The organism is Streptomyces sp. NPDC004838, from assembly GCF_053600955.1.
In genome coordinates, this window is record NZ_JBSGAW010000022.1 from 122,607 (window position 1) to 145,236 (window position 22,630).

A 22,630-nucleotide genomic window follows, 5' to 3' on the forward strand; every position below is an offset into this window, starting at 1 on the left:
CCCCGGCGGTGAGCGACAACCAGAACCTCCTCGCGGAGCAGCGGCGTGCACTCATCCTCGACGAGGTGCGCAGGCGCGGCGGAGTGCGGGTCAATGAGCTCACCCGCAGGCTCAGTGTCTCCGACATGACCGTGCGCCGGGATCTGGACGCGCTGGCCCGTCAGGGCGTCGTCGAGAAGGTGCACGGCGGCGCGGTCCCGGTCGTCGAGGCGAGCGCGCACGAGCCGGGGTTCGAGGCGAAGTCGGGTCTGGAGCTGCGGGCCAAGGAGGACATCGCGCGGACCGCCGCCTCGATGGTCGCACCGGGGACCGCGATCGCGCTGGCCGGTGGCACGACGGCGTACGCGCTGGCCCAGCAGTTGACGGAGGTCGCGGATCTGGCGGTGGTCACCAACTCGGTGCGGGTCGCCGACGTGCTGCACAACGCCCGGCGGGCGGCCGACGGCAGTACTCCCGCGTCGAGGCCGGCCGGGGCGACGGTGGTGCTGACGGGCGGGGTGCGCACGGTGTCCGACACGCTGGTGGGGCCCGTGGCGGACACGGCGATCCGTTCGCTCCACTTCGATGTGCTCTTCATCGGGGTGCACGGCATCTCGGTGAAGGCCGGTCTGTCGACGCCGAACCTGGCGGAGGCGGAGACCAACCGTCACTTCGTCCGCTCGGCGAGACGAGTGGTCGTGGTGGCCGACCACACCAAGTGGGGCACGGTGGGGCTGAGTTCGTTCGCACGGCTGGCGGAGGTGGACGCGCTGGTGACGGACGCCGGTCTGCCCGCCGCCGCCCGTGAGGAGATCGAGGAGCATCTGCCGGGCGGTCTGGTGGTGGCGGGTGAGCCGGATCCCGCCGGCTGACGGCCGGACGTCCGCACGGACCCGAGGCCCGAGGCCATGACCGTCTTCCGGTTGACGCGCGCGGTGACGCTGCCCGCCGACGAGGTCTGGCGGCAAGTCACCGACTGGCACGCGCACGCGGCGCAGGTGCCGTTCACCTCACTCGCCTCTCTCACACCGGGGCCGGCCCGTGAGGGCACGGTCTTCGTGGTGCGCTCGGCGGTCGGCCGCCTGGGTTTCGACGATCCGATGGAGATCGTCCGCTGGGAGCCTCCGGATGGGGATCGTTCCGGCAAGGACCGTCCGGGCGGGGATCGTCCGGGCGGGGATCGTCGCGGCGCCGAGAACGAGGGCCGCTGCCGGCTGGAGAAGCGTGGTCGCGTGGTGCTGGGCTGGGCCGAGATCGAGGTGGTCCCACAGGAAGGCGGCTCGCTCGTGGTCTGGACGGAGGAGCTGCGCTTCCGCGGACTGCCCCGTCTCCTCGACCAGGTGACGGCCAAGGTGGGGCAGCTGGTGTTCGGCCGTGCGCTGGACGGTCTCCTGCGATCCGGCGGACCCGGGCCGGGCTGAGCCACGGGCCTGGCTGAGATTTGGGCCGGGAAGGTGCAGACGACCGCGCCGGCCCGTCTCGGCACAGGGATCCCGCCGACCCTGGAGCCCGCCAACGAGGGCCGGTACAGCGGGAGTTATGGTGTGCGTGCCCTGTCGCCTGCCTCGGAGGTACGGTTCATGGCTCGCCGACTTCGCCTTGTGGAGCTGGACTTCATCCCATCCGCGCCGATCCGGCTGGTGTTCGAGGCCGGGCTCTCGGCCTCGCCCCATGCGGTCTACCAGGCGCTCGCGGAGGATGTACCGGGCTGGGCTTCGTGGTTCGACGCCATTTCGATGGCCATCCCGACGCACGGCGGCACGGGACGGGACGTCAAGCTCAGGATCGGCGCGTTCTTCTCGGAGACGATCCTGGCGACCGACCCCGGTGAGCGGTACGCGTACCGCGTCGACACCACCAATGTGCCCGGTCTGCGGGCGCTGCTGGAGGAGTGGCGGATCACCCCGACGGCCGGCGGCGGCAGCCGCCTGCGGTGGACGTTCGCCGCCGACGGATCGTCCGTGGCCCGAGCGCTGATACGGCTGAGCGGGCCGGGACTCGGCGTGTCCTTCCGGAGCGCGGTGCGCAATCTCGACCGCAGGCTCGCCGCCTCCGCCGCGCAGTGACCGTCGTCCGGAACGGCGGCACGGCCGTTCCGGACGGTTCGGACTCTCCCAACCGCTCGGACGGTCCGGCGGGGTCGGACGGTCCAGCAGGATCGGGTGGTCCGGAGCGGGTCGTCCGGAGCGGGTCAGTCGGGCCAGATCCCGGTCGTAAGGAACCGCTCGATCGCGCTCGCGTAGGGCTCGATGTCCAGTCGCTGACCGGCCAGCCAGGTGTCGGAGTAGTACTTGTCGAGATAGCGGTCGCCGGGATCGCAGAGCAGGGTCACCACGCTCCCCCGCTGCCCGGCCGCCAGCATCTCCCCGACGATCTTCAACGCGCTCCACAGCCCGGTGCCGGTGGAGCCGCCCGCCTTGCGTCCGATGGCGGTGTCCAGCGCCCGTACGGCCGCGATGCTCGCGGCGTCGGGTACCTTCATCATCCGGTCGATCGCGCCGGGCACGAAGCTCGGCTCCATCCTGGGGCGTCCGATGCCCTCGATCCGGGAGCCGCGGTCGCTGGTCGCCTCCGGGTCGCCCCGCGTCCAGCCGTCGAAGAAACAGGAGTTCTCCGGGTCGGGCACACAGATCCGGGTGTCGTACTGCATGTAGTGCACATAGCGGGCGATCGTCGCGGAGGTGCCGCCGGTGCCCGCCGTGGCGACGATCCACGCCGGCTCGGGATAGCGCTCCAACTTCAGCTGCTGATAGACCGATTCGGCGATGTTGTTGTTGCCGCGCCAGTCGGTGGCCCGCTCCGCGTAGGTGAACTGGTCCATGTAGTGGCCGCCGGTGCGCTCCGCGAGCGCCGCGGACTCCTCGTACATCCGACGGGAATCGTCCACGAAATGGCACTGTCCCCCGTGGAATTCGATCAGCCGGATCTTCTCCGCGCTGGTGGTGCGCGGCATCACGGCGACGAAGGGGACGCCGATCAGCTTGGCGAAGTACGCCTCGGAGACGGCGGTCGAGCCGCTGGACGCCTCGATGACCGGTCTGCCAGGGCGGATCCAGCCGTTGCAGAGTCCGTAGAGGAAGAGCGAACGGGCCAGCCGGTGCTTGAGGCTGCCGGTCGGATGGGTGGACTCGTCCTTGAGGTAGAGGTCGATGCCCCAGGCGTCGGGCAGCGGGAATCTCAGCAGATGGGTGTCGGCCGAGCGGTTGGCGTCCGCCTGGACCTTGCGGACGGCTTCCTTCAGCCACGCCCTGTAGTCCGGATCGCTACGGTCGACATCGGCCGCCCCCGTCGCCCCACCCGCCACATGGTTCTCATCGGTACTCATTCAAGCCGTCCCTGTGCCGTACTCAGTGCCACTTCCCTTCTGTCACAGTAAGACCCTCACCTGCGAGAACAATGACTTTGGGGATCCATAGGCGTCACTTGTGGGCAGGATGCACTCAGCACTGTCCACATCCACTGGTGCGTGGAGCCGGAGTTGTGCAGACTGCCTGCAGGGGGACGACATCGCGGGAGCACGAGGGGAGGAGGGGCCAATGGCCATGGCGGAGCCCGAATTCCGGGCCACGGGCGTACGGATCGAGCGATGGCCGCGCTCACTCACGAGGGCCGGACAGGTCCTGATCAGGGACGGCCGGCTGGAACTGCTCACGAGTTACGGGCGGGTGATCGACAGCGCGCCCGTCAGGGCGGTCAGAGCGGGCAGGCCGTGGTTCGCCGACGAGGCGAGCACGGCCCTGACGGTCAACGGGAAGCGGTACCGGCTGACCATGGGGCAGCGCAATCACGGCTCCGGTGACGGAAACCTGTCCGGACGCTTTCTGAAGGCCGTGCGCGGCGTCGGCATCGCCGACGACTGAGCCGACGGCGGACGGACAGCGGCGGCGCGCGGACGACGAGTCGACGGCCGTGCCGGAAGCCGAGCCGAGGACACCGGGCCGGGGAAGAGGCCGGGCCGGAGTCGCCGGGCCGGACAGGACACCCCGTGCCGCCGGCGGAGCGGGACCGCGGAGGAAGCCGGGGTCGCGCCGGGCCGCGACCGGCCGGACCGAGGACGCCGCCCCGACCGGCCCGCCGGAGTCTCCGATCCGTCCGGCCTGCCCCTGCCGGGCATCTTCTTCGCTCGGGCGGCGCACGGCCCCGAAAGCCGCCGAGTTGCACGACCACCACCCTTGGTTCACGCTTGTCTCACATCACTCAGGGTGTACAGGCAGTGACGCTGTGATCCAGCCGCCGCCGGACAGATCGGCAGACAGCCAACTGCCGGATCCGATCCTCCGTCTTCTTCCGGACCTACTTCGGGGAGTCGCAGCCGTGATCAGCCAGCCAAGCAGGCACTGCACGGTGGAGCTCCAAGCCCTGCCGTCGCGGATCGGTCAGGTCCGCAGAATCGTCTCGGCGCAACTGCGCTACTGGCATCTCGATCCTCTCATCGACCAGGCGGCGCTCGGCGTCACCGAGTTGCTGACCAACGTCCATCAGCATGCGGAACCGGACAAGGTGTGCACCGTGGACATCGAGCTGCTGCTCGACCGGCTCACGGTCTCCGTCTGGGACCACGACCCCCGGCTGCCGGTGCTGCGGGCGGGCGAAGGCGATCTGTTCGCCACTTCAGGCCGGGGGCTCGAACTGATAGCGGCGGTGAGCGAGAACTGGGGCGTACGGCCTCAGGGCGATACCGGCAAGGTCGTCTGGTTCTCCCTCACCGCGCCATCGCCCGTGGTGACACCGCCGTCGCGTTCGATCGTGTACGAGGTGGCCGGGGGCGACCGGTTCGCCCCCTCCCTGGACGCCCACGACCGCGACGCGGTGCGCGAACACGCCAGGATCCGGTCAGCCGTTGCCGGCTGACCGGGCGGGCGGTCCCGCGAGGGATCCACCGCGCCCCGGCGTCACCCCCGCTCCCCCGGCGGGGGTTTCACCGCGGGCTACTCCGCGGCGATGGCGCGCAGGACATCCAGCCGCGCCGCGCGGCGCGCGGGCCCGCGGCCCGCGATCGCTCCGGCGGTGAGTCCGACCAGGGCGACCACCAGCAGTTGCACGGGCGGCACGGCGAAGACGAAGGCCGTGTCGCCGACGTCCTCCGACGCCTTGACGAGGACCCAGCCGAGGAGCCAGCCGAGGCTCACTCCGCCGACCGTGCCGAACGCGGCGACCAGGACCGATTCATAGCGCACCATGGCGCGGAGCTGGCGCCTGGTCTGGCCGACGGCACGCAACAGACCCAGCTCCCTGGTGCGTTCGTGGACCGCGAGGGTGAGCGTGTTGGCGATGCCCAGGAGGGCGATCAGCACGGCGAGCGCCAGCAGCGCGTAGACCAGGGTGAGCATCATGTCGATGCCTCCCGCCGTGGACCGGGCGTACTCCTCGCGTGTCTGCACCTCGGGGTCGCCGTATTTCCGCGCCGTCTTCTCCACGGCCGCCGTGCCGTCCGCGGTGGAGACGCCGTCCCGGAACGCGACGGCTATCAGTGTGTCGGAGTCCTGGCCCCGGTGCGGGGCCCATGCCTCGCGGGTGATCACATAGCCGCCCGCCAGGTCCGACCGCTCGTACACGGCCCGGACCGTGAACGGCCGCTCCGCTCCGTCGGCGAAGGTCAGCCGGACCGTCGAGCCGGGCCGCCAGCCGTGGGCGGCGGCCTCACTCTCCGTCACGGCGATTCCGTCGGCGCCGAGTCCATCGAGCGAGCCGCGCACGGCGCCGAGGTCGAACGCCCTGCCGAGCGCGACCGGGTCGGTGACGGTCAGCTCCCGGCCCGCACCGTCGATCTCGGCGACTCCTGCGCCGAGGCCGACCGCGGTGGCGATTTCGGGCTGTGCGGCGATGGCCGGGGCGAGCCGTGGGCTGAGCCCGCTGCCGCCCGCGCCGAACGAGGGCGCGCTCACCGCGACATCGCCCGCGAAGGAGCGGGAGACCGTCTGGTCCATGGTCGCCTTCAGTGACGCGCCGAAGACCGTGAAGAGGGAGACGACCGCGACGCCGATCATCAGCGCGCCGGCGGTGGCCGCAGTGCGCTTGGGGCTGCGCAGGGCGTTGCGCTTGGCGAGGCTGCCGGACACGCCGCGCAGCCGGTCGAGCGGTCCGCCCAGGACGCGTACGGCGTACGAGGCCGCTGCGGGGCCCAGGACGACGAAGGCGGCCAGGACGAGCACCGAGCCGGTCGCGGCCAGGGCGATGGACGGGGTGGCGAGTATGCCGATCAGGATGGTCCCCAGACCGGCGAGGGCGAGCGCCCCGCCCGTGAACGTCCGCTTGCGGGAGGCCGCCGACTGGCCCACGGTGGTTTCGCGCAGCGCTGCCAGCGGTGCGGTCCGGCCGGCGCGGACGGCGGGCAGCAGTGCGGAGCCGAGGCAGACGATCACTCCGACGGCGAGTGGCAGCAGCAGCGAGGGGGCGCTGACGACGAGGCCGCCGTCGGGGAAGGGGAAGCCGATAACCGGGAAGAGCGCCTGGAGGCCGAGCGCGATTCCGGCGCCGCCGATCAGTCCGGCGGCGGACGCGACGACGGCGATGACCGCGGCCTCGGCGAGCGTCGATCCGACGACCTGACGGCGGGTCGCGCCGAGCGCGCGCAGCAGGGCGTTCTCACGGGTGCGCTGGGCGATGACGATGGCGAACGTGTTGTGGATGGAGAAGGTCGCGACCAGCAGCACGATGCCGGAGAAGACGAGCAGCAGGGTGGTGAACAGGTCCAGGAACCGGCCGGAGACCGCGTCGCGGTTCTCCTCGGCCGCCGCCTGGCCTGTGATCGCCTCGACGCCGTCGGGGAGTACGGGGGTGAGGGCGTCCACCAGTTCGTCCTGGCTGACTCCGGGGCCTGCCCGGACCTGGATGGAGGTGGCCTCGCCCCGCTCGGCGGTGAGGTGCTTCTCCGCGTCGGCCAGGGTCATGCCCGTGAAGGTCGACTGGCTCATTCCGTCCTGACCGCCGAAGGTGGCGAGGCCGACGACGGTGACCCGCACGGGGTCTGGCGTACGCAGGACGGTCCGGTCTCCGATCTTCAGTCCGCCGGTCTCGGCCGCGGCCCGGTTGACGACGACTTCGCCGCTCCGGGCCGGGGCGCGGCCTTCGGCCAGTTCGTACGGGTTGAGCTCCGGGTCGCCGATCCAGTTTCCGGCGAGCGTGGGCGGGCCCTGGCCGCCGATCGGTTCACCGTTCGCGCCGATGAGCTGGCCCGCGCCCTGGACGCTGGGGGCCGCCGCGGCGACACCGGGCGTCTTCTCGATGCGGCTGACGAGACCGGTCGGCACGGGATTTCGGGTGCTGACGCCGGAGACGGAGACGACATGGCTGCCGCGCACGACGGCGTCGGTGCCGCCGTTGGCGTCGGCGAACAGGGTGTCGAAGCTGCCGCGCAGGGTGTCGCCCATGATCAGGGTGCCGGCGAGGAAGGAGACGCCGAGGAGAACTGCGGTGAGGGTTCCCACGAAGCGCCGATTGTGGGCGCGCAGGGAGTTGGCGCCGATGCGCAGGGAGGCCCGGCCGCCGCTCATGTCGCCGCCCTCGGGTGCCCGGCGTGTCCCATGGCCCCGGCCGCCGGGGAGCGGCCCGCGCCGGACTCGAACGCTTTCATCCGGTCGAGGACCCGGTCGGCGGTCGGGGCGCTCATCCGGTCGACGAGCCGCCCGTCGGCGAGGAAGACCACGTCGTCGGCGTGGGCCGCGGCGACCGGGTCGTGGGTGACCATGACGACGGTGCGCCCGCTCCGCCGCACGGTGCGTCCCAGCAGCCGCAGCACTTCCTCGCCGGAGCGGGAGTCGAGGTTTCCGGTGGGCTCGTCGGCGAAGACGACGTCGGGAAGCCCGGCGAAGGCACGGGCGACGGCGACCCGTTGCTGCTGGCCGCCGGAGAGCTCGCTCGGCCGGTGGCGCAGCCGGTCGCGGAGCCCCACGGTGTCGATGAGCGCCGCCAGCCACTCGGGGTCGGGCCGGTCGCCGGCCAGGTCCAGGGGCAGGGTGATGTTCTCGGCGACGGTGAGTGTGGGGAGCAGGTTGAACGCCTGGAAGACGAAGCCGACGCGCTCGCGGCGCAGCAGGGTGAGCCGGCGGTCGTCGAGCGAGCCGAGGTCGGTGTCCCCGATGAGGGCGGATCCCGAGGTCAGGGTGTCGAGCCCGGCGGCGCAGTGCATCAGGGTGGATTTCCCGGAGCCGGAGGGCCCCATGATCGCGGTGAAACGGCCGGCGGGGAAGTCGACGCTCACCCCGTCCAGGGCCCTTACTTCGGTGTCGCCGCGCCCGTAGACCTTCACGGCGTCGACGACCCGGGCGGCGGGGAGGGCGTGATCGAGTTCGGTGGTCATCCCCGGACCTCCCGGTCCGCGCGGCCGAACCGTTCGTCCAGGACGGAGAGCCGCCGCCAGTACTCGTCCTCGTCGATCTCGCCGAGGGCGAACCGGCGACCGAGCAAGGCGATGGGGGATTTCTCGCCATACGGGTCGAGTGCGGTGCGGCCGGTGTGCGTCCGTGTCCGTCGGGGGTCGCGGTGTCCGCGCCATGGTCCGGTGCGCCGCAGGACGGTGACCACGCCGAAGACGCCGATTAGCACGAGCGCCCAGATCAACGGAGCCAGCGGGATCCATGGGCCGGGCCCTTGCCCGTCGCCGAACGCCGGGGTGTTCATTTCGGTCAGCTCCTCGGTGGTGGCCGTGCGATGCCGGTCTGCCTGTCTTGTCCGAGACTCCCGCTGAAGCAACGTCCACGTCGTCGTACTGCGGGCGGCATCGCCCGTACCACCCGGGAGGTACGCCGTGGTGTCACGGCTGCTCCCGGCGGCTGGTGGCGGCGGTGCCGGGGGCACCGCCCGGACCCGAGCCGAACCGGTTCTCCAGTCGTCGGCGTACGCGCTCCTCGTGGACGAGCCGGCCCACCAGCGCTCCGCCGTAGACGACTACGCCGATGCCGACGAGCCAGGACTGGAGGACCAGGACGGTTCCGAATGGGCCGTAGGTGACCGCGTTGGAGGCGATCAGCGGCGAGAAGACCAGTTGGGAGAAGACCCGTAGCCCGAGCAGGCAGAGGGCGGTGGCGACGGCTCCGGGCAGCAGGGCGCCCCAGCGGACCCGGCCGCCGAGCAGCAGCCGCTGGGCGACCCAGAAGAAGAGGAAGGCGCCGATCAGATCCGCGATCGCCGCGGCGATGGTGCCGAAGACCGACCCGTTCGGTGTGGGTGTGTTGACGAAGAGGAGCAGGGCGAAGATGAGCAGGGCGAGAAAGACGACATGCCGCCACATGGTGTGCCAGCGGGCCGTGGGCAGGTCCCAGACCTTCTCGTACCCCGTCTGCACGGCGGAGCCGAACGTCAGCCCGAAGGCGGCGAGCGCGGCGAGACCGAAGGCCGTCGTCCGTTGGAGTGCGGTGCCCGGCGGGGCGAAGAGCTGCTCGACCTGAGCCTGCGACACCTCGGTCACCCCGAGCGCCTGGCCCAGCCAGCGGGCGAAGCCCTGTGTGCTGGCCGGGTCGGCCGCCGCGACGACGACCAGCAGCGGGACCAGGGTGAGGAAGCCGAGCGCGGCGAAGCCCATGGCGCGGTGCAGCAGCTCCATCTCACGGCCGCGGTTCCAGCCCAGGCCGATGGGCGAGGAAGCGATCCTGCGGCGCAGCCGCTCAAGCCGGTGCGGGTGCCGTGCCGCGCCGGGGGGCTCATGGGTCATAGGTCGTCGTGTACCCGCTCGTGCGGGGCGGGTCGTCCATCATGCCCCCGGACGGGTGGCCACGGCCTGTGACCGTGGGCGGGAGCGTCGGCCCGCGGTCGGCCACCGGGGCACGCGGCGACGCCTCATGAACGGTGGGTGCCGGACCCCAGTATGGACGGTGGGTGCCGGACCCCAGTGCTGTGACCGGACCCGACGGGACGTCCACCGTCGCCGGACCCCGCTGCGGAGCTGCCCTGTCAGCGGCGGCACGGCAGCGTCTGCCGGGCCCGCTGGACGGGCACACCGCGGCCGACCGGATAGGTCCGACGCCCAACTCTCGACCAGCGAGCAATCCGGCCCACACAGCCCGGCCCGGGAGCAGTCCCGCCCCACACGCGGGGACGTACGGCAGCCGCCAGGGCAGCGGAGACGCCTCATGGACGGCGGGTACCGGGGGACCGGCCCGGCGGATCGGGAGTCGCGGACCGCGGTGGCGGCCGGGGAGCGCACGCCTGCCGTGAGGCACCGTCGTGGTAGGCGTCGGCGTCCTTCGCCGGGCGGCGCTGTCGCCCGGCGACGAGGCCCGCCCGCTCCGGTGCCGACGGGGCCGGCCGGCCGTGCGGGAGGTCTCAGCCGAGCGCCCCCAGGGGGTCGTCGAGAACGGGCTGCCATGCCAACTCGGCCGCCCCCACCAGACTGTTGTGGTCGAGCGTGCAGGCGAGGATCGGTACGCCGCCGCTCCTGCCCCACAGGCTGCGGTCGGCGACCACGGCCCGCAGCCGCTCGGGGTGGGCGGCGAGGAGCGCCTGGTGCAGACCGCCGAGAATGATGCGGTCGGGGTTGAGGATGTTGACGAGACCGGCGAGGCCGAGGCCGAGGCGGTCGACGAGTTCCTCGCCCGCGGCCCGCACGCCGGGTTCGTCCGGCTCCGTGCCGAGCATCTCCCGAGCCTGCTGTAGCAGGGAGACCTCGGGTCCCGGAGTACGGCCTGCCGCGGTGAGGAAGGCGAGAGGGTCGGTCTCGACGTCGAGGCAGCCGCGGCTTCCGCAGTGGCAGGGGCGGCCCTCGGGGTTGACGGTGAGGTGGCCCACTTCGAGGGCGAGGCCGGAACTGCCGGTGTGCAGCCGGCCGTCGAGGACGAGTGCGCCGCCGACGCCTCGGTGCCCGGTGGCGACGCAGAGCAGATGACGCGCCCCGCGCCCCGCGCCGTGCCGGTGCTCGGCGAGAGCCGTGAGGTTGACGTCGTTCCCGGTGAAGACGGGGCCGGTGATTCCGGCCGCCCGTACCCGCTCGGTGAAGATGTCCCGTACGGGGGAGCCCGCGGGCCAGGCGAGATGGAGCGGGTTCAGCGCGGTGCCGTCGGGTTCGGCGATGGCGGAGGGTACGGCGAGTCCCGCGCCCACGCAGCGGCGCCCGCTCTCGCGCAGCAGGGCCGCGCCCGCGTCGACGACCGCGCCGAGTACCTGCGCCGGGTCGGCGGAGACCGTGACGCAGCCGGGCGCGGTCGCCACGGTCCGGCCGCCGAGGCCGACGAGCGCGGCGCGGAATCCGTCGGGGTGGACCTGGGCCGCGAGGACGACGGGCCCGGCGTCGTCGACGGCGAGGCGGTGCGACGGCCTGCCCTGGGAGCCGGTCTCCGCGGCCGGCCGGGAGTCGACCCGGATCAGCCCCAGGGCCTCGAGCTCCGCGGCGACGGCGCCCGCGGTGGCGCGGGTGACGCCCAGTTCGGCGGTGAGGACGGCCCTGGTGGGCGCGCGGCCCGTGTGGACCAGTTCCAGAGCGGGGCCGAGCGCGCTCCGGCCCCTCTCCAGCTTCGATCTGGTGCTCGTCGCCTTCCCGTTCATGGAGGCGAGTCTCCCATGATCCGGAAGCTGCGCAGCCGCCCCGACCGGGAGCGACGGCCCGCCTCGTACGCGAATGCAGCCGTCTTGTCCGAATCCGGCCTCCTGCCCTAACCTCACTTTGTGCCGATATTGAACAAACTGCGGCCGGCCCTGCCGTGGGGATCCCGTGGCGGGCACACGCCCGCCGCTCTGTCCCGTCTCCGTCTCACCCTCACCCTCTTCTTCGCCCTGGACGGCTTCCTCTTCGCCGGATGGGTCGTCCGCATCCCCGCCATCAAGGAGCAGACCGGCGCTTCCGCGAGCGCGCTCGGGCTCGCGCTGCTCGGTGTCTCGGCGGGCGGTGTGGTGACGATGATGCTCACCGGACGCCTCTGCCGGCGCTTCGGCAGCCTCCCGGTCACCGTCGGCAGCGCCGCGCTGATGTCGGCGAGCGTCGCGCTTCCGCCGCTGGCCCCGGACGCACTCGCCCTCGGCCTGGTGCTGCTGGTCTTCGGCGCCGCGTACGGAGCCATGAACGTCTCGCTCAACAGCGCCGCCGTCGAACTGGTGGCCGCGCTGGGGCGGCCCGTGATGCCCGCCTTCCACGCGGCGTACAGCCTCGGCGGAATGGCGGGGGCCGGGCTCGGCGCGCTCGTCGCGGGCGGGCTGTCCCCCACCTGGCACCTGCTGCCGCTGGCCGCCGTGGGGCTGGTGGCCACGGTGGTCACCGGGCGGGCCCTGCTGGGTCGGCGGATGCCGCTCACCCCGTCCGCCCCGTCTACCCGGTCCACGGCGAGCGGGCGCACGGACGCGGGAGGCGACGGCACGGAACGCCCTCGGGACGGGGAATCGCAGGGCAGGGAATCGAAGGGCGGTGGCTCGTCCGCCGCCCCCTCGGATGACGGGCGTTCCGGCAGCGGGCGTTCCGGCAGCAGGCGTTCCGGCGGCGGGCACACGGGAGAAACGTCTTCGGTCACCCGGCCCCGGCGCACCGAGGCGCGTCCGCGTCCGCCGAAGGGCCGTAGCCGCGGCTTCGTCCTCCTCTGCGGTGTGATCGCGCTCTGCACGGCCTACGGGGAAGGGGCGATGGCCGACTGGGGCGCACTCCATCTGGAAGAGGATCTGGACGCGCGCCCCGGTGTCGCCGCCCTCGGCTACTCCCTGTTCGCACTCGCCATGACCGTGGGCAGACTTTCGGGAACGTTCCTGCTGGAACGCCTCGGCCACACCCGTACCCTCGTCGCGGGCGGTGCGACGGCCGCCGCCGGGATGCTGCTCGGCGCGCTCGCCCCCAGCGTGTGGGCGGCACTGCTCGGCTTCGGGGTGGCCGGCCTGGGCCTCGCGAACATCTTCCCCGTGGCGGTCGCCAGGGCGGGCGCGGTCGCGGGACCCGGCGGGGTCGCCGCCACGGCGACCCTCGGGTACGGCGGCATGCTGCTCGGCCCGCCCGTGATCGGCTTTCTCGCCGACTGGTCCACCCTGCCCATCGCCCTGACCACGGTGGCGGCGCTCGCCGCCGGCGCGGCTCTGATCGCGTACGCGGCGAGAGACGTCGCGTCCGAGGAGCAGCCCCTGCCCGCCTGAGTCCAGGAACCTGCCGAACGGCACGCCGGTGACCGCCACGGCGGCATCCGGCCAGGGAAGCGGTCGCCACCGCGCCCACGCCTGTGCCCGTACCCGTACACCCGTACCCGTACCCCCTGCCCCTGCCCCTGCCCCTGCCCCTGCCCCTGCCCCTGCCGGATGGTCCCGTGCCCGGCGACGCGGACCGGGCCGCCCTTGGCCTGAGCAGTCCGCCCGAACCCGGTCGTGGAGCCCGCCGCGATGCCACGATGCCGCGACGTCTCACCGTTCCTGCCCCGCCGCCCCTGCGACACTGGGCGGCGGCGCAGGGACGAGGAGGAGGCATGAGGCGACGCACACAGGCGGACCGGGACGCCGTCACCGTCGAAATCGGCTACGCCCTGGCGAGCGCGGTCTTCGTCGCCGCGGTCGCCTTCGGGGTGGTCGCGGGACCGAAGCTGATGTTCACCATGCCGTACGCGGTCGAGCGCGGGCTGCTGCTGGCGGGCTGCGCGGCGGCCGTCCTGGTCTTCGTGGTGCGGGTCGTGACCGTGCTCTGGCGGTTCTCCACGGCCCGACCGCGGCCCGATGAGAGCGGTCAGCCGAGCCAGCCGGGCCGGACGAGCCCCGACTCATAGGCAAGGACGACGAGTTGGGCGCGGTCGCGGGCTCCCAGCTTCACCATCGCACGGCTCACATGGGTCTTGGCGGTCAGCGGGCTCACGACCAGTCGGCGGGCTATCTCCTCGTTCGACAGCCCGATGCCGACCAGCGCCATCACCTCCCTTTCGCGTTCGGTGAGTCCGGTGAGCGCGTCTCCCCGCGCCGGGACCTTGGAACGGGCCGCGAACTCCGCGATCAGCCGACGTGTCACACCCGGCGAGAGCAGCGCGTCCCCGCCGACCACCGCCCGTACCGCGCGCAGCAGTTCATCGGGCTCGGTGTCCTTCACCAGGAAGCCGGAGGCCCCGGAGCGGATCGCCTCGAAGACGTACTCGTCGAGTTCGAAGGTGGTCAGCACGACGACCTTCACATCGGTCAGGCCGTCGTCGCCGGTGATCCCGCGGGTGGCGGCGAGCCCGTCGAGGAGCGGCATGCGGATGTCCATCAGGACGACGTCCGGGCGCAGTTGGCCCACCAGCCGGACCGCCTCCTCGCCGTCGGCCGCCTCGCCCACCACCTCGATGTCCCCCTGGGCGTCCAGCAGTGCCCGGAAGCCTGCCCTGACCAGCAGTTGGTCATCGGCGAGCAGTACGCGGATCACATCGTCTCCTTCGAGGCCCGGCCCGCTCCAAGGTGTTCCTCGGGCGGACGGGGACCGGGTCGCGGCATTCTTCCGGGGCGCGCGGCCGGGTTCACGGTGCTTCCCTCGTCCGCACGGGGATGCGGGCGAGCACCTCGAAGCCTCCGCCCTCCCGTGGACCGGCCTCGATCGTCCCGCTGAGCGCCGCGGCCCGCTCCCTCATTCCGGCCAGCCCATTGCCGCTGCCGCCCGCGTCGGAGCCGGTGGCCGGACCGTCGTCGGTTATCCGCAGGGCGAGGCGGCCCGGCGCGTACGAGATCCGGACGTGCGCGGTCCGCGAGCCCGAGTGCCGTACGACATTGGTCAGCGCCTCCTGCACGATCCGGAACGCGGCGAGATCCGTGCCGGGCGGCAGGGCGACGGGCGTGCCGTCGGTGTCCAGGCCGACGGCCAGTCCGGCGCTCGCGGCCTGTTCGACGAGTTCGGGCAGGCGGTCGAGGCCGGGGGCGGGTGCGCGCGGCGGGTCTCCGGGGGCGCGGAGGCTTTCGAGGACCTGCCGGACCTCGCCGAGCGCCTCCTTGCTCGCCGCTTTGATGGTGGTGAGCGCGGTACGGGCCTGTTCGGGGTCACCGTCGAGCAACGCGAGGCCGACACCGGCCTGGACGTGGATGACCGAGATGGAGTGCGCCAGCACGTCGTGGAGTTCGCGGGCGATGCGCAGCCGCTCCTCGTCCGCGCGGCGCTTCGCGGCCTGGGCCCGTTCGGCTTGCGCCCGGGCCCATTCGCGGCGTCGTACGCGGACGAGGTCCGAGGCGGCGAGGACGGCCACGATCCAGGCCGCGGTGACCAGTTCCTGCCCCCATGGCGCTTCCGCGTCGCCCCGCGGCGGCAGATACGCGTACAGCCAGTGGGCGAGCAGCACATGCCCGGCCCAGAACGCGCCGATGATCCACCAGACGGCTCGCCGGTGTCCCGAGACGACCGCGGAGAAGGCGGCGATGATGACGGGCACGAAGACGGGGCCGTAGGGATATCCGCCGCCGAGGTAGACGAGGGTCGACGCGGCGACGCCGGTGAGCGCGGCGACGGGGTGGCGGTTGCGGAGCAGCAGGAAAGCGGGGACCGCGAGCAGCAGGACCCTCCCGAGGATGCCGAGCGACTCGCGGGTCCCCTCCTGGCCACGGGCGGCGAACCCTGTCCCCACCAGCACGAACAGGGTCACCAGGAGGGTCGACCGCCAGGGTGTGCGGGCGGTCGACCGGCGCTCCCCCCACAGCCGCCACAGTGGCGGCCCGCCGTCCCTGGCCCAGGGGGGACCACCGCACGGGCGGGCGCGCTGCTGTTCCATGGCGGCAACGCTAGACGGGTGCGGGGCGCCCCGGCGTCCGCCGGGCGTGGTGACCTGGTGTACTCCCCACGGAGTACGGCCTCCGGTCGCGGCCCCGGCCCCGTCGGCCTCCGGGCCCGGCCGGCGGTCCGGTCCGGGGCCGTCGGCCACCGGCGGGGCATCGCCTTGTTCCGCGCTCCGTCCACGGCGTCGTCGCTACTGCCCCACGTCCCCGTTCGGCCGCGAGGTCGCGGCCGGGGCGGATTCCGGAGCCGGTTCCGCGGTGGGTTCGGGCGCCGGGGCAGGCGGCTGGACGCGGCGGTCGAGCGTCTCCAGCGCCCGGCGCGCCACACCGCTCCTGCGCACGAGGCCCGCCAGTGTCGTCGAGCCGCGCGTGATGTCGGCGAAGACCCGCCAGGCCGGCCGCAGTCCGGTGATGGCCGCGTGGAGCAGCCCCGGACGGCGCTCGAAGACGGCGAGCATCCGCCGTCCGACGCCCATTTCCACACCGAGTCCGGCTTTGACGGCGAAGGCGTAGTTGAGCGCCTGACGGCGGGCGTCCACCGCGTCGTGCGACTCGGCGATCCGTACGGCCCACTCCCCCGCGAGCCGGCCGGAGCGCAGGGCGAACGAGATCCCTTCACGGGTCCACGGCTCCAGCAGCCCCGCGGCGTCGCCGCAGACCAGCACCCGGCCGCGCGACAGCGGCGAGTCGTCGCTGCGGCAGCGGGTCAGATGACCGGAGGAGATCGCGGGCTCGAACCCGGCGAGACCGAGCCGGGCGATGAAGTCCTCCAGATAGCGCTTGGTGGCGGCGCCCTCGCCGCGAGCCGAGATCACCCCGACCGTCAGCGTGCGCCCCTTGGGGAAGACCCAGCCGTAACTCCCCGGCATGGGGCCCCAGTCGATGTGGACCCTCCCGGCCCAGTCCTCCGCCACCGGCTCCGGGACCGGGATCTCCGCCTCCAGGCCGAGATCCACCTGGTCGAGCTTCACCCCGACGTGCGCTCCTATGCGGCTGGCGCTGCCGTCCGCGCCGACCACCGCGTGCGCCAGGATCGTCTCACCGCCGGATGTCACCACGGCGACCGTGCGCCGGTCCGGTACGGCGGGGCCGTGCTGATCCACACGGGAGACGGTGACCCCGGTGCGCAGGGTGACGCCCACCTTCTGCGCGTGTTCGACGAGCCGGGCGTCGAACTCGGACCGGTTGATCAGCCCGAAGAGCATTCTCTTCGACCGGCGCGTACGGGTCAGCCTCCCGTTCAGCGAGAAGGTGACCGCATGCACCCGATCGCGGAGCGGCAGCTCGAAACCGGGCGGCAGACTGTCCCGTGACGGGCCGATGATCCCGCCGCCGCAGGTCTTGTAGCGCGGCAGTTCCGCCTTCTCCAGCAGCAGCACCCGCCGTCCCGCAACCGCGGCCGCATACGCCGCCGAGGCCCCGGCGGGCCCCGCGCCGACTACGACGACGTCCCACACCGGGTCGCTGTGCTCATGTGCTTCCGCCTCTGCCCCGGTGTCACCGTTCTCGCTGCTCACGATGTGGTTCTGCTCCCGATCCGACGCTTACCCCATGCTCTCGACGGCATCCTACGGCGCTGTCGTCCCGTCACGCTGTGGCAGGATCGACCGCGCATTCGCCGTACACACACAGCACAACGCAGCACCGACCAGGAGCGTGCCCATGTCCGCCAGTCCGATCGCCGAGGCCGTCGCCTCACTGCTGCCCCGCGCCAAGGCGGAGCTGACGGAGCTGGTGGCGTTCGCGTCGGTGGCGGATCCGGCGCAGTTCCCGAGGAGCGAGTGCGAGGCCGCGGCCGGCTGGTGCGCCGACGCCCTGCGCGCCGAGGGGTTCCAGGACGTGGCCGTACTCGACACACCGGACGGCACACAGTCGGTGTACGGCTTTCTGCCCGGCCCCGAGGGCGCGCCGACCGTGCTGCTGTACGCGCACTACGACGTACAGCCCCCGCTGGACCTGGAGTCCTGGGTCTCCCCACCCTTCGAGCTGACCGAGCGGGACGGCCGCTGGTACGGGCGCGGGGCCGCCGACTGCAAGGGCGGCTTCATCATGCATCTGCTCGCCCTGCGGGCCCTGAAGGCCGACGGCGGTGTGCCGGTGGGCGTCAAGGTGATCGTGGAGGGGTCGGAGGAGCAGGGCACGGGCGGCCTGGAGCGGTACGCGGAGGAGCATCCCGGACTGCTGGCCGCCGACGCGATCGTCATCGGCGACTCCGGGAACTTCCGGGCGGGGCTGCCGACGGTCACCGCCACGCTGCGCGGTATGACCCTCGTACGGGTGCGGATCGACACCCTCGAAGGCAATCTGCACTCGGGGCAGTTCGGCGGCGCGGCGCCGGACGCGCTGGCCGCGCTGATCCGCGTACTGGACTCGCTGCGCGCCGAGGACGGCTCGACGACCGTGGACGGGCTGGACGCCGGCGAGAGCTGGGACGGGATCCGGTATCCGGAGGCCGACTTCCGCCGGGACGCCGGGGTGCTCGACGGGGTGGAGCTGATCGGCGCCGGCTCGGTCGCCGACCGCATCTGGGCGCGGCCCGCCGTGACCGTGCTGGGCATCGACTGCCCTCCCGTGGTCGGCGCGACACCGTCGGTGCAGGCGAGCGCGCGGGCCCTGGTCAGCCTGCGGGTGCCGCCGGGCCGGAACGCGGGCGAGGCGACGAAGCTGCTGACGGCTCATCTCGAAGCGCACACCCCTTGGGGCGCGCGGGTGTCGGTGGAGCCGGTGGGTCAGGGAGAGCCGTTCCGGGCGGACACCACCAGCCCCGCGTACACGGCGATGGCCGCGGCGATGCGGGTGGCCTATCCGGGCGAGGAGATGCAGTCCAGTGGCATGGGCGGGTCGATTCCGCTGTGCAACACGCTCGCGGCGCTCTATCCGCGGGCGGAGATCCTGCTGATCGGTCTGAGCGAGCCGGAGGCGCGGATCCACGCGGTGAACGAGTCGGTCTCGCCGGACGAACTGGAGCGGCTGTCGGTCGCGGAGGCGCTGTTCCTGCGCAACTACGCCGAGTCCATGACAGGCTGACGCGGCGGCGGCGGTTCTTCGGGGGCGAGGCGTCAGGGGGCGGAGTTCAGCGTTCGGCGAAGCTCGCTCTCGGCGTAGATCCGTGCGGCGGGCGGATCCGGATGCCTACGTTCGTCGCATGGAGATCATCGAGGTCCTGCCCCGACTGCACCTGTTCCGCTTCCCCATCGGCCAGGCGTATCTGTGGCTCGATGCCGACGACGACCTCACCCTGGTCGACTCCGGCGACGTGAACGCCGGTCCCGCCATCGAGCGGGGAGTACGGAGCGCGGGCCACGACCCCGCCCGTATCCGCCGGATCGTGCTGACCCACTGGCACCCCGACCATGTCGGCGCCGCCGGGGAACTGGCGGACCGTTACGGCGCGCGGATCGTGGCGCACCGGCTGGAGGCCCCGGTGATCCGCGGCGACCGGGCCGCTCCCCCGCCGGTGCTGCTCGACTGGGAGAAGCCGCTGTGGGAGCACGCGTCGACCGTGCCGGCCGCACCGCCCACCCGAGTCGACCGCGAGGTGGAGGACGGCGACGACCTCGGCTTCGGCGACGGCGCGGTGGCCGTCCACGCGCCCGGCCACACGGACGGTTCCATCGGCGTCCATCTGCCGAGCCACGGGGTGCTGTTCACCGGGGACACCATCGCGCGCGTGGACCGGGTGATCCTGGGCGTGTTCAACACGGACCGCGCACGGGCGAAGGAGTCGATGTACCGGCTGGCGGCGCTCGAGCCGTCGACCGTCTGCTTCGGCCACGGCGATCCGGTGACGAAGGACACGGCGGCGGTACTGCGCGCGGCGGCCGAGGAGACGGCCCGCGCCGAGTAGCCGCGCGATCCGGCCCGCGATCGATCGCCCCCGCGTCAGTCGGCCGTCCCGGCTCAAGGCTCACGGCCTGCGGCTCACGACCGGTGACCGGGAGGGCGGCCGACGGGTGCGCGCCCGCGTGCCGGATGGGTGGCCCGCCCCGCGGTTGCGCCACGCCCGGCGGGCCGACGCCGGACGGCGCGGCCGCCGGCCGTCAGCCGACCGGGACTCCCGCCTCCAGATTGAGCACGGTCCCGCGCTCACGCGCCCGCAGCGCCCAGCGCAGCCGCTCGTACCGCGTGGGCGGGAGGAGATGCGCGGCCTCCCGCTCTCCGACGAACCGCCAGCCCCGCAGTTCGGATGCGGGCAGCCGTACGCGGGCCGCTTCGTCGTCGGTGAGCCGTCCGCCGTCGAAGAGCAGCCTGAGCCCGCCGAACCCCGGTGGCCGCGGCTGCTCCCAGTCGACGACGAGCAGCCGGGGCACCCGGTCGAGCGCTATGCCCAGTTCCTCCGCGACCTCGCGTATCCCGGCGCGGGCGGGCGCCTCGCCCGCTTCCACGACTCCGCCGGGGAACTCCCAGCCCGGTTTGTAGGTGGGGTCGACCAGCAGTACCCGGCCCTCCTCGTCGAAGAGCAGCACTCCGGCGGCGATGGTCTCGGCCGCCGGTTCGGGGGTCTGCACGATCTCGCAGACGGACGCCTCCCCGGTGCGGACCGCCTCGGCGATCAGATGTGCCGTCTGCCGGGGGCCGAGCCGCCCGTTGTCGACGACGAGGGCGTCACCGCCGATCCAGTGGCCGACCGCGCCGAGATACGGCTCGATGTGGTCGTACGCCCACTGTCTGCGGGTCGTTCCCTCGCCGTCGCCGCTCTCCGCCGCGGTGCCGCCGTCCGGCGGTCCCGGCTCCGGACGCTCGGCGATCCGCTGCCGCAGGATCGTTTCCTCCGGGTGGAGCAGCACATGCCGTACGGCGATTCTGCGGGCGGCGAGACCGCCGAAGATCTCGTCCCGGTACTCCTGGCGCAGCAGGGTCATCGGCACCACGAGCGTGCCGCCGAGTTCGGCCAGCATGGCCGCGGCCGTGTCCACCACGAGCCGTCTCCAGATCGGCAGGTCCTGGTAGTCGTCCACCTCGTCGAGTCGCTTCGGCGGCAGTTGGAGGCGGAGTCCGTCGCCGATGAGTTCGGGGTCGTACAGCGTGCTGTTCGGGATCAGATCGATCAGTTCGCCCGCGGTGGTCGTCTTGCCCGCCCCGAACGCACCGTTGATCCAGACGATCACGGTTCCCCCTCTTCGATAGCCCACAGTGGATTGCCCGGAACACCCTGCCACGTAACGTGGAGACCGGTTTCGGCTGTGCCCCGGCCGTGGGCCGCCGGGCCGTGTCACGGTCGTGCGCCTGCCGGGTCGTGCCACGGTGTGAACCCGCGGGAAAGCGGCCTCCGCGCGTACGCGGGCGGACGGCTCTGTGGGCGGACGGCTCTGTGGGCGGGTACCCCTTCCGGAAGTGGTACCCGCCCACAGGGCGTCGGGCCCGACGGCGGGTCAGGCGTGGTGCAGCGCGGCGAGTTCCTCGGGCGGGAAGCTCGCGGTGGTGTTGCCCAGGGTCAGCGCGCGGAAGGTCGCGGTCGCGGCCTCCTCCAGATTCACAGCGCGCCGGAAGGCCATGCCGATGTCCTCGCCGAGTGACGAACAGCCGTGGTGGGAGAGCACCATGCAGTTGTGCTGCCGCGCCTGTTCGGCGGCGGCCGCGGCCAGTTCGTCCGAGCCGTTCGGGTAGTACGGCACCGTGCCGACCGAGCGGACGTAGTACGCGTGGTCGAGGCTGATGAGCCGGATCGGCTGCCCGATCGCGTCGAGCAGGACCGCGTGCTGCGGGTGCAGATGCACCACGCAGTTCACGTCCGGGCGCACCTGATAGGTGCGCTGGTGCAGCTTCCACTCGCTGGACGGCCTGGCCGCGCCGCCCGTCCGCTCTCCGGCCAGGGTCATGACGGAGAAGTCCGTCTCCTCCAGCCGGTCCAGCCACGTCCCCGCCCCCGTGACCACGAACTCGTCGCTGCCGGGCAGACGCGCCGACAGATTGCCGCCGCTGGCGAGCACCAGCCCGCGCTCCACGACGAGCCGGCCGACCTCCATCAGCCGCTCGCGCAGATCCTCGCGCGTATGAACCGGCTTCACATCATGTCCCTTCCTCTGACTGCACGTTCGCTCATGAAGGCGCCCCGGAGGGGGCGTCGGCGGCGGCCAGCAGTTCCTCGGCGGTGCTGCTGTCGGTGACCAGGACGTTGATCAGCCCCTGGCGCAGCGCCACCTCCAGCGCCTGCCGCTTCCCGGCCCCTCGGGCCACCCCGACACGGACGGGCACCGCCCGCAGCTGCTCGAGGCTCAGCCCGATGAGGCGGTCGTCCACGTCGCCCGGAACCACCGCGCCGTCGGTGTCGAAGAACCGGCCGGAGATGTCGCCTATCGCGCCCCGGCCGCGGATGGCCGCGAGGTCCAAAGCGCTCAGGCTCTCCACGAGCAGACCGGTGTTCCCGGTCGTCCCGCCGATCCCCGCGACCAGGACGTCGGAGGAGACGGCCCGGTCCAGCGTCTCCTGTACGGCCGGGTCCTCGCGCCAGACCTGTGCGGACCGGGCGTCGCGCGCCAGCAGGGGGGCCGGCAGATGGTAGGCGTGCCCGCCGACCGCGGCGGCGAAGGCGAGGGCCAGTTCATGGGAGCTGGCCGCGCGCGAGATGCCACCTCCGCTCCCGGTGAGCGGCACGACGCCGACGTCCCGAACCGCTCCCGGCCGCAGGTGCCGGGGAATGGCGGCGACGGACGCCGACAGCCCGACTGCCACGGTCACCCCGTCCTCCAGGAAGGCGCCGAGGCACTCGGCGGCTACCGCGCCCAGGGAGTGGGCGGCCCGCGCCTCGTCCTCGAACGCCGGGCCGACCCATGCCTGGCGCAGTGGATAGGCGCGCCCCAGGGCCGACTCCAGCCCCACGAACAGATGATCGTCGCTGTGCACCGTGATCTCGACGATGCCCACCCGCCGGGCCTCGGCCAGCAGCCGGGTGACCTTGATACGGGAGAGCCCACAGAGATCCGCGATCTCCTGGTGGGTCAGGCCGTGCTCGTAGTACAGCCGCGCGATCCTGCCCAACGGCGGCTGCCTGCGATCATTCGTTCGCGCCATTGATCCTCCGTTCAAATCCTGCCTCCAA

At 72.7% G+C, this 22,630-nt stretch carries 21 protein-coding genes; 9 read left to right on the forward strand and 12 right to left on the reverse strand.

Annotated elements, in window-relative coordinates; translation table 11 throughout:
* Positions 1-8 precede the first annotated feature (8 nt).
* From ACWEFL_RS24170 to ACWEFL_RS24180, 3 genes are all read left to right on the forward strand, one after another.
* Positions 9-851 (forward strand): DeoR/GlpR family DNA-binding transcription regulator, encoded by an 843-nt coding sequence (locus tag ACWEFL_RS24170; RefSeq protein WP_451716311.1) that lies wholly within the window; start codon positions 9-11, stop codon positions 849-851.
* A 36-nt stretch (positions 852-887) separates the two neighbouring features.
* Complete coding sequence (locus ACWEFL_RS24175) at positions 888-1,400, forward strand: SRPBCC family protein (protein ID WP_451716233.1); 513 nt, start codon at positions 888-890, stop codon at positions 1,398-1,400.
* A 159-nt stretch (positions 1,401-1,559) separates the two neighbouring features.
* Positions 1,560-2,045, forward strand: a complete 486-nt coding sequence (locus ACWEFL_RS24180) for an SRPBCC family protein (protein WP_451716235.1) — start codon at positions 1,560-1,562, stop codon at positions 2,043-2,045.
* 125 nt (positions 2,046-2,170) lie between these two features.
* On the opposite strand, the gene ACWEFL_RS24185 is transcribed toward ACWEFL_RS24180, so the two are convergent.
* Positions 2,171-3,304, reverse strand: coding sequence for a PLP-dependent cysteine synthase family protein (locus tag ACWEFL_RS24185; RefSeq protein WP_451716237.1), 1,134 nt, complete (start codon positions 3,302-3,304; stop codon positions 2,171-2,173).
* Positions 3,305-3,515: 211 nt separating this feature from the next.
* Between ACWEFL_RS24185 and ACWEFL_RS24190 the strand changes: the two genes are divergently transcribed.
* Positions 3,516-3,839 (forward strand): hypothetical protein, encoded by a 324-nt coding sequence (locus tag ACWEFL_RS24190; RefSeq protein ID WP_451716239.1) that lies wholly within the window; start codon positions 3,516-3,518, stop codon positions 3,837-3,839.
* Positions 3,840-4,293: 454 nt separating this feature from the next.
* Positions 4,294-4,830: an ATP-binding protein gene (locus tag ACWEFL_RS24195; protein ID WP_451716242.1), complete on the forward strand. Its 537-nt coding sequence runs from the start codon at positions 4,294-4,296 to the stop codon at positions 4,828-4,830.
* Positions 4,831-4,907: 77 nt separating this feature from the next.
* On the opposite strand, the gene ACWEFL_RS24200 is transcribed toward ACWEFL_RS24195, so the two are convergent.
* The 5 genes from ACWEFL_RS24200 to ACWEFL_RS24220 form a co-directional block, all read right to left on the reverse strand.
* Positions 4,908-7,472: an ABC transporter permease gene (locus ACWEFL_RS24200; protein ID WP_451716244.1), complete on the reverse strand. Its 2,565-nt coding sequence runs from the start codon at positions 7,470-7,472 to the stop codon at positions 4,908-4,910.
* Entirely contained in the window at positions 7,469-8,278 is an 810-nt protein-coding gene (locus ACWEFL_RS24205; RefSeq protein ID WP_451716247.1) for an ABC transporter ATP-binding protein, read from the reverse strand. Before ACWEFL_RS24205 ends, ACWEFL_RS24200 begins: the two co-directional genes overlap by 4 nt.
* The gene (locus ACWEFL_RS24210; protein WP_451716250.1) at positions 8,275-8,598 is read right to left on the reverse strand and encodes an SHOCT domain-containing protein; all 324 of its coding nucleotides are present in this window, start codon (positions 8,596-8,598) and stop codon (positions 8,275-8,277) included. Before ACWEFL_RS24210 ends, ACWEFL_RS24205 begins: the two co-directional genes overlap by 4 nt.
* 133 nt (positions 8,599-8,731) lie before the next feature.
* Positions 8,732-9,628: a YhjD/YihY/BrkB family envelope integrity protein gene (locus tag ACWEFL_RS24215; protein ID WP_451716252.1), complete on the reverse strand. Its 897-nt coding sequence runs from the start codon at positions 9,626-9,628 to the stop codon at positions 8,732-8,734.
* Positions 9,629-10,239: 611 nt separating this feature from the next.
* Entirely contained in the window at positions 10,240-11,454 is a 1,215-nt protein-coding gene (locus ACWEFL_RS24220; RefSeq protein ID WP_451716254.1) for an ROK family protein, read from the reverse strand.
* Positions 11,455-11,574: 120 nt separating this feature from the next.
* On the opposite strand from ACWEFL_RS24220, the gene ACWEFL_RS24225 reads away from it, so the two are divergent.
* On the forward strand, positions 11,575-13,017 hold the full coding sequence (locus tag ACWEFL_RS24225) for an MFS transporter (protein WP_451716256.1): 1,443 nt from the start codon (positions 11,575-11,577) through the stop codon (positions 13,015-13,017).
* A gap of 323 nt (positions 13,018-13,340) precedes the next feature.
* A complete protein-coding gene (locus tag ACWEFL_RS24230; RefSeq protein ID WP_451716259.1) occupies positions 13,341-13,634 on the forward strand; it encodes a DUF6332 family protein in 294 nt (97 codons plus the stop codon).
* On the opposite strand, the gene ACWEFL_RS24235 is transcribed toward ACWEFL_RS24230, so the two are convergent.
* The 3 genes from ACWEFL_RS24235 to ACWEFL_RS24245 all read right to left on the reverse strand — a co-directional run bounded on the left by ACWEFL_RS24235 (position 13,595) and on the right by ACWEFL_RS24245 (position 17,108).
* Positions 13,595-14,260, reverse strand: a complete 666-nt coding sequence (locus ACWEFL_RS24235) for a response regulator (RefSeq protein ID WP_451716262.1) — start codon at positions 14,258-14,260, stop codon at positions 13,595-13,597. The two genes, ACWEFL_RS24230 and ACWEFL_RS24235, sit on opposite strands and share 40 nt — an antisense overlap.
* Positions 14,261-14,351: 91 nt before the next feature.
* Positions 14,352-15,587 (reverse strand): sensor histidine kinase, encoded by a 1,236-nt coding sequence (locus tag ACWEFL_RS24240; RefSeq protein ID WP_451716265.1) that lies wholly within the window; start codon positions 15,585-15,587, stop codon positions 14,352-14,354.
* 195 nt (positions 15,588-15,782) lie between these two features.
* Positions 15,783-17,108, reverse strand: a complete 1,326-nt coding sequence (locus tag ACWEFL_RS24245; protein ID WP_451716267.1) for a geranylgeranyl reductase family protein — start codon at positions 17,106-17,108, stop codon at positions 15,783-15,785.
* A gap of 145 nt (positions 17,109-17,253) precedes the next feature.
* Between ACWEFL_RS24245 and ACWEFL_RS24250 the strand changes: the two genes are divergently transcribed.
* Entirely contained in the window at positions 17,254-18,618 is a 1,365-nt protein-coding gene (locus tag ACWEFL_RS24250) for a M20/M25/M40 family metallo-hydrolase (RefSeq protein ID WP_451716269.1), read from the forward strand.
* A 118-nt stretch (positions 18,619-18,736) separates the two neighbouring features.
* Positions 18,737-19,438, forward strand: a complete 702-nt coding sequence (locus ACWEFL_RS24255; protein WP_451716271.1) for an MBL fold metallo-hydrolase — start codon at positions 18,737-18,739, stop codon at positions 19,436-19,438.
* 193 nt (positions 19,439-19,631) lie between these two features.
* Here ACWEFL_RS24255 and ACWEFL_RS24260 read toward each other — a convergent pair whose 3' ends face one another.
* The 3 genes from ACWEFL_RS24260 to ACWEFL_RS24270 form a co-directional block, all read right to left on the reverse strand.
* Positions 19,632-20,699 (reverse strand): NUDIX hydrolase, encoded by a 1,068-nt coding sequence (locus ACWEFL_RS24260; protein ID WP_451716273.1) that lies wholly within the window; start codon positions 20,697-20,699, stop codon positions 19,632-19,634.
* Positions 20,700-20,963: 264 nt separating this feature from the next.
* Positions 20,964-21,599 (reverse strand): class II aldolase/adducin family protein, encoded by a 636-nt coding sequence (locus tag ACWEFL_RS24265; protein ID WP_451716276.1) that lies wholly within the window; start codon positions 21,597-21,599, stop codon positions 20,964-20,966.
* Between the two features lie 31 nt (positions 21,600-21,630).
* The gene (locus ACWEFL_RS24270) at positions 21,631-22,602 is read right to left on the reverse strand and encodes a sugar-binding transcriptional regulator (protein ID WP_451716278.1); all 972 of its coding nucleotides are present in this window, start codon (positions 22,600-22,602) and stop codon (positions 21,631-21,633) included.
* Between the last annotated feature and the right edge of the window lie 28 nt (positions 22,603-22,630).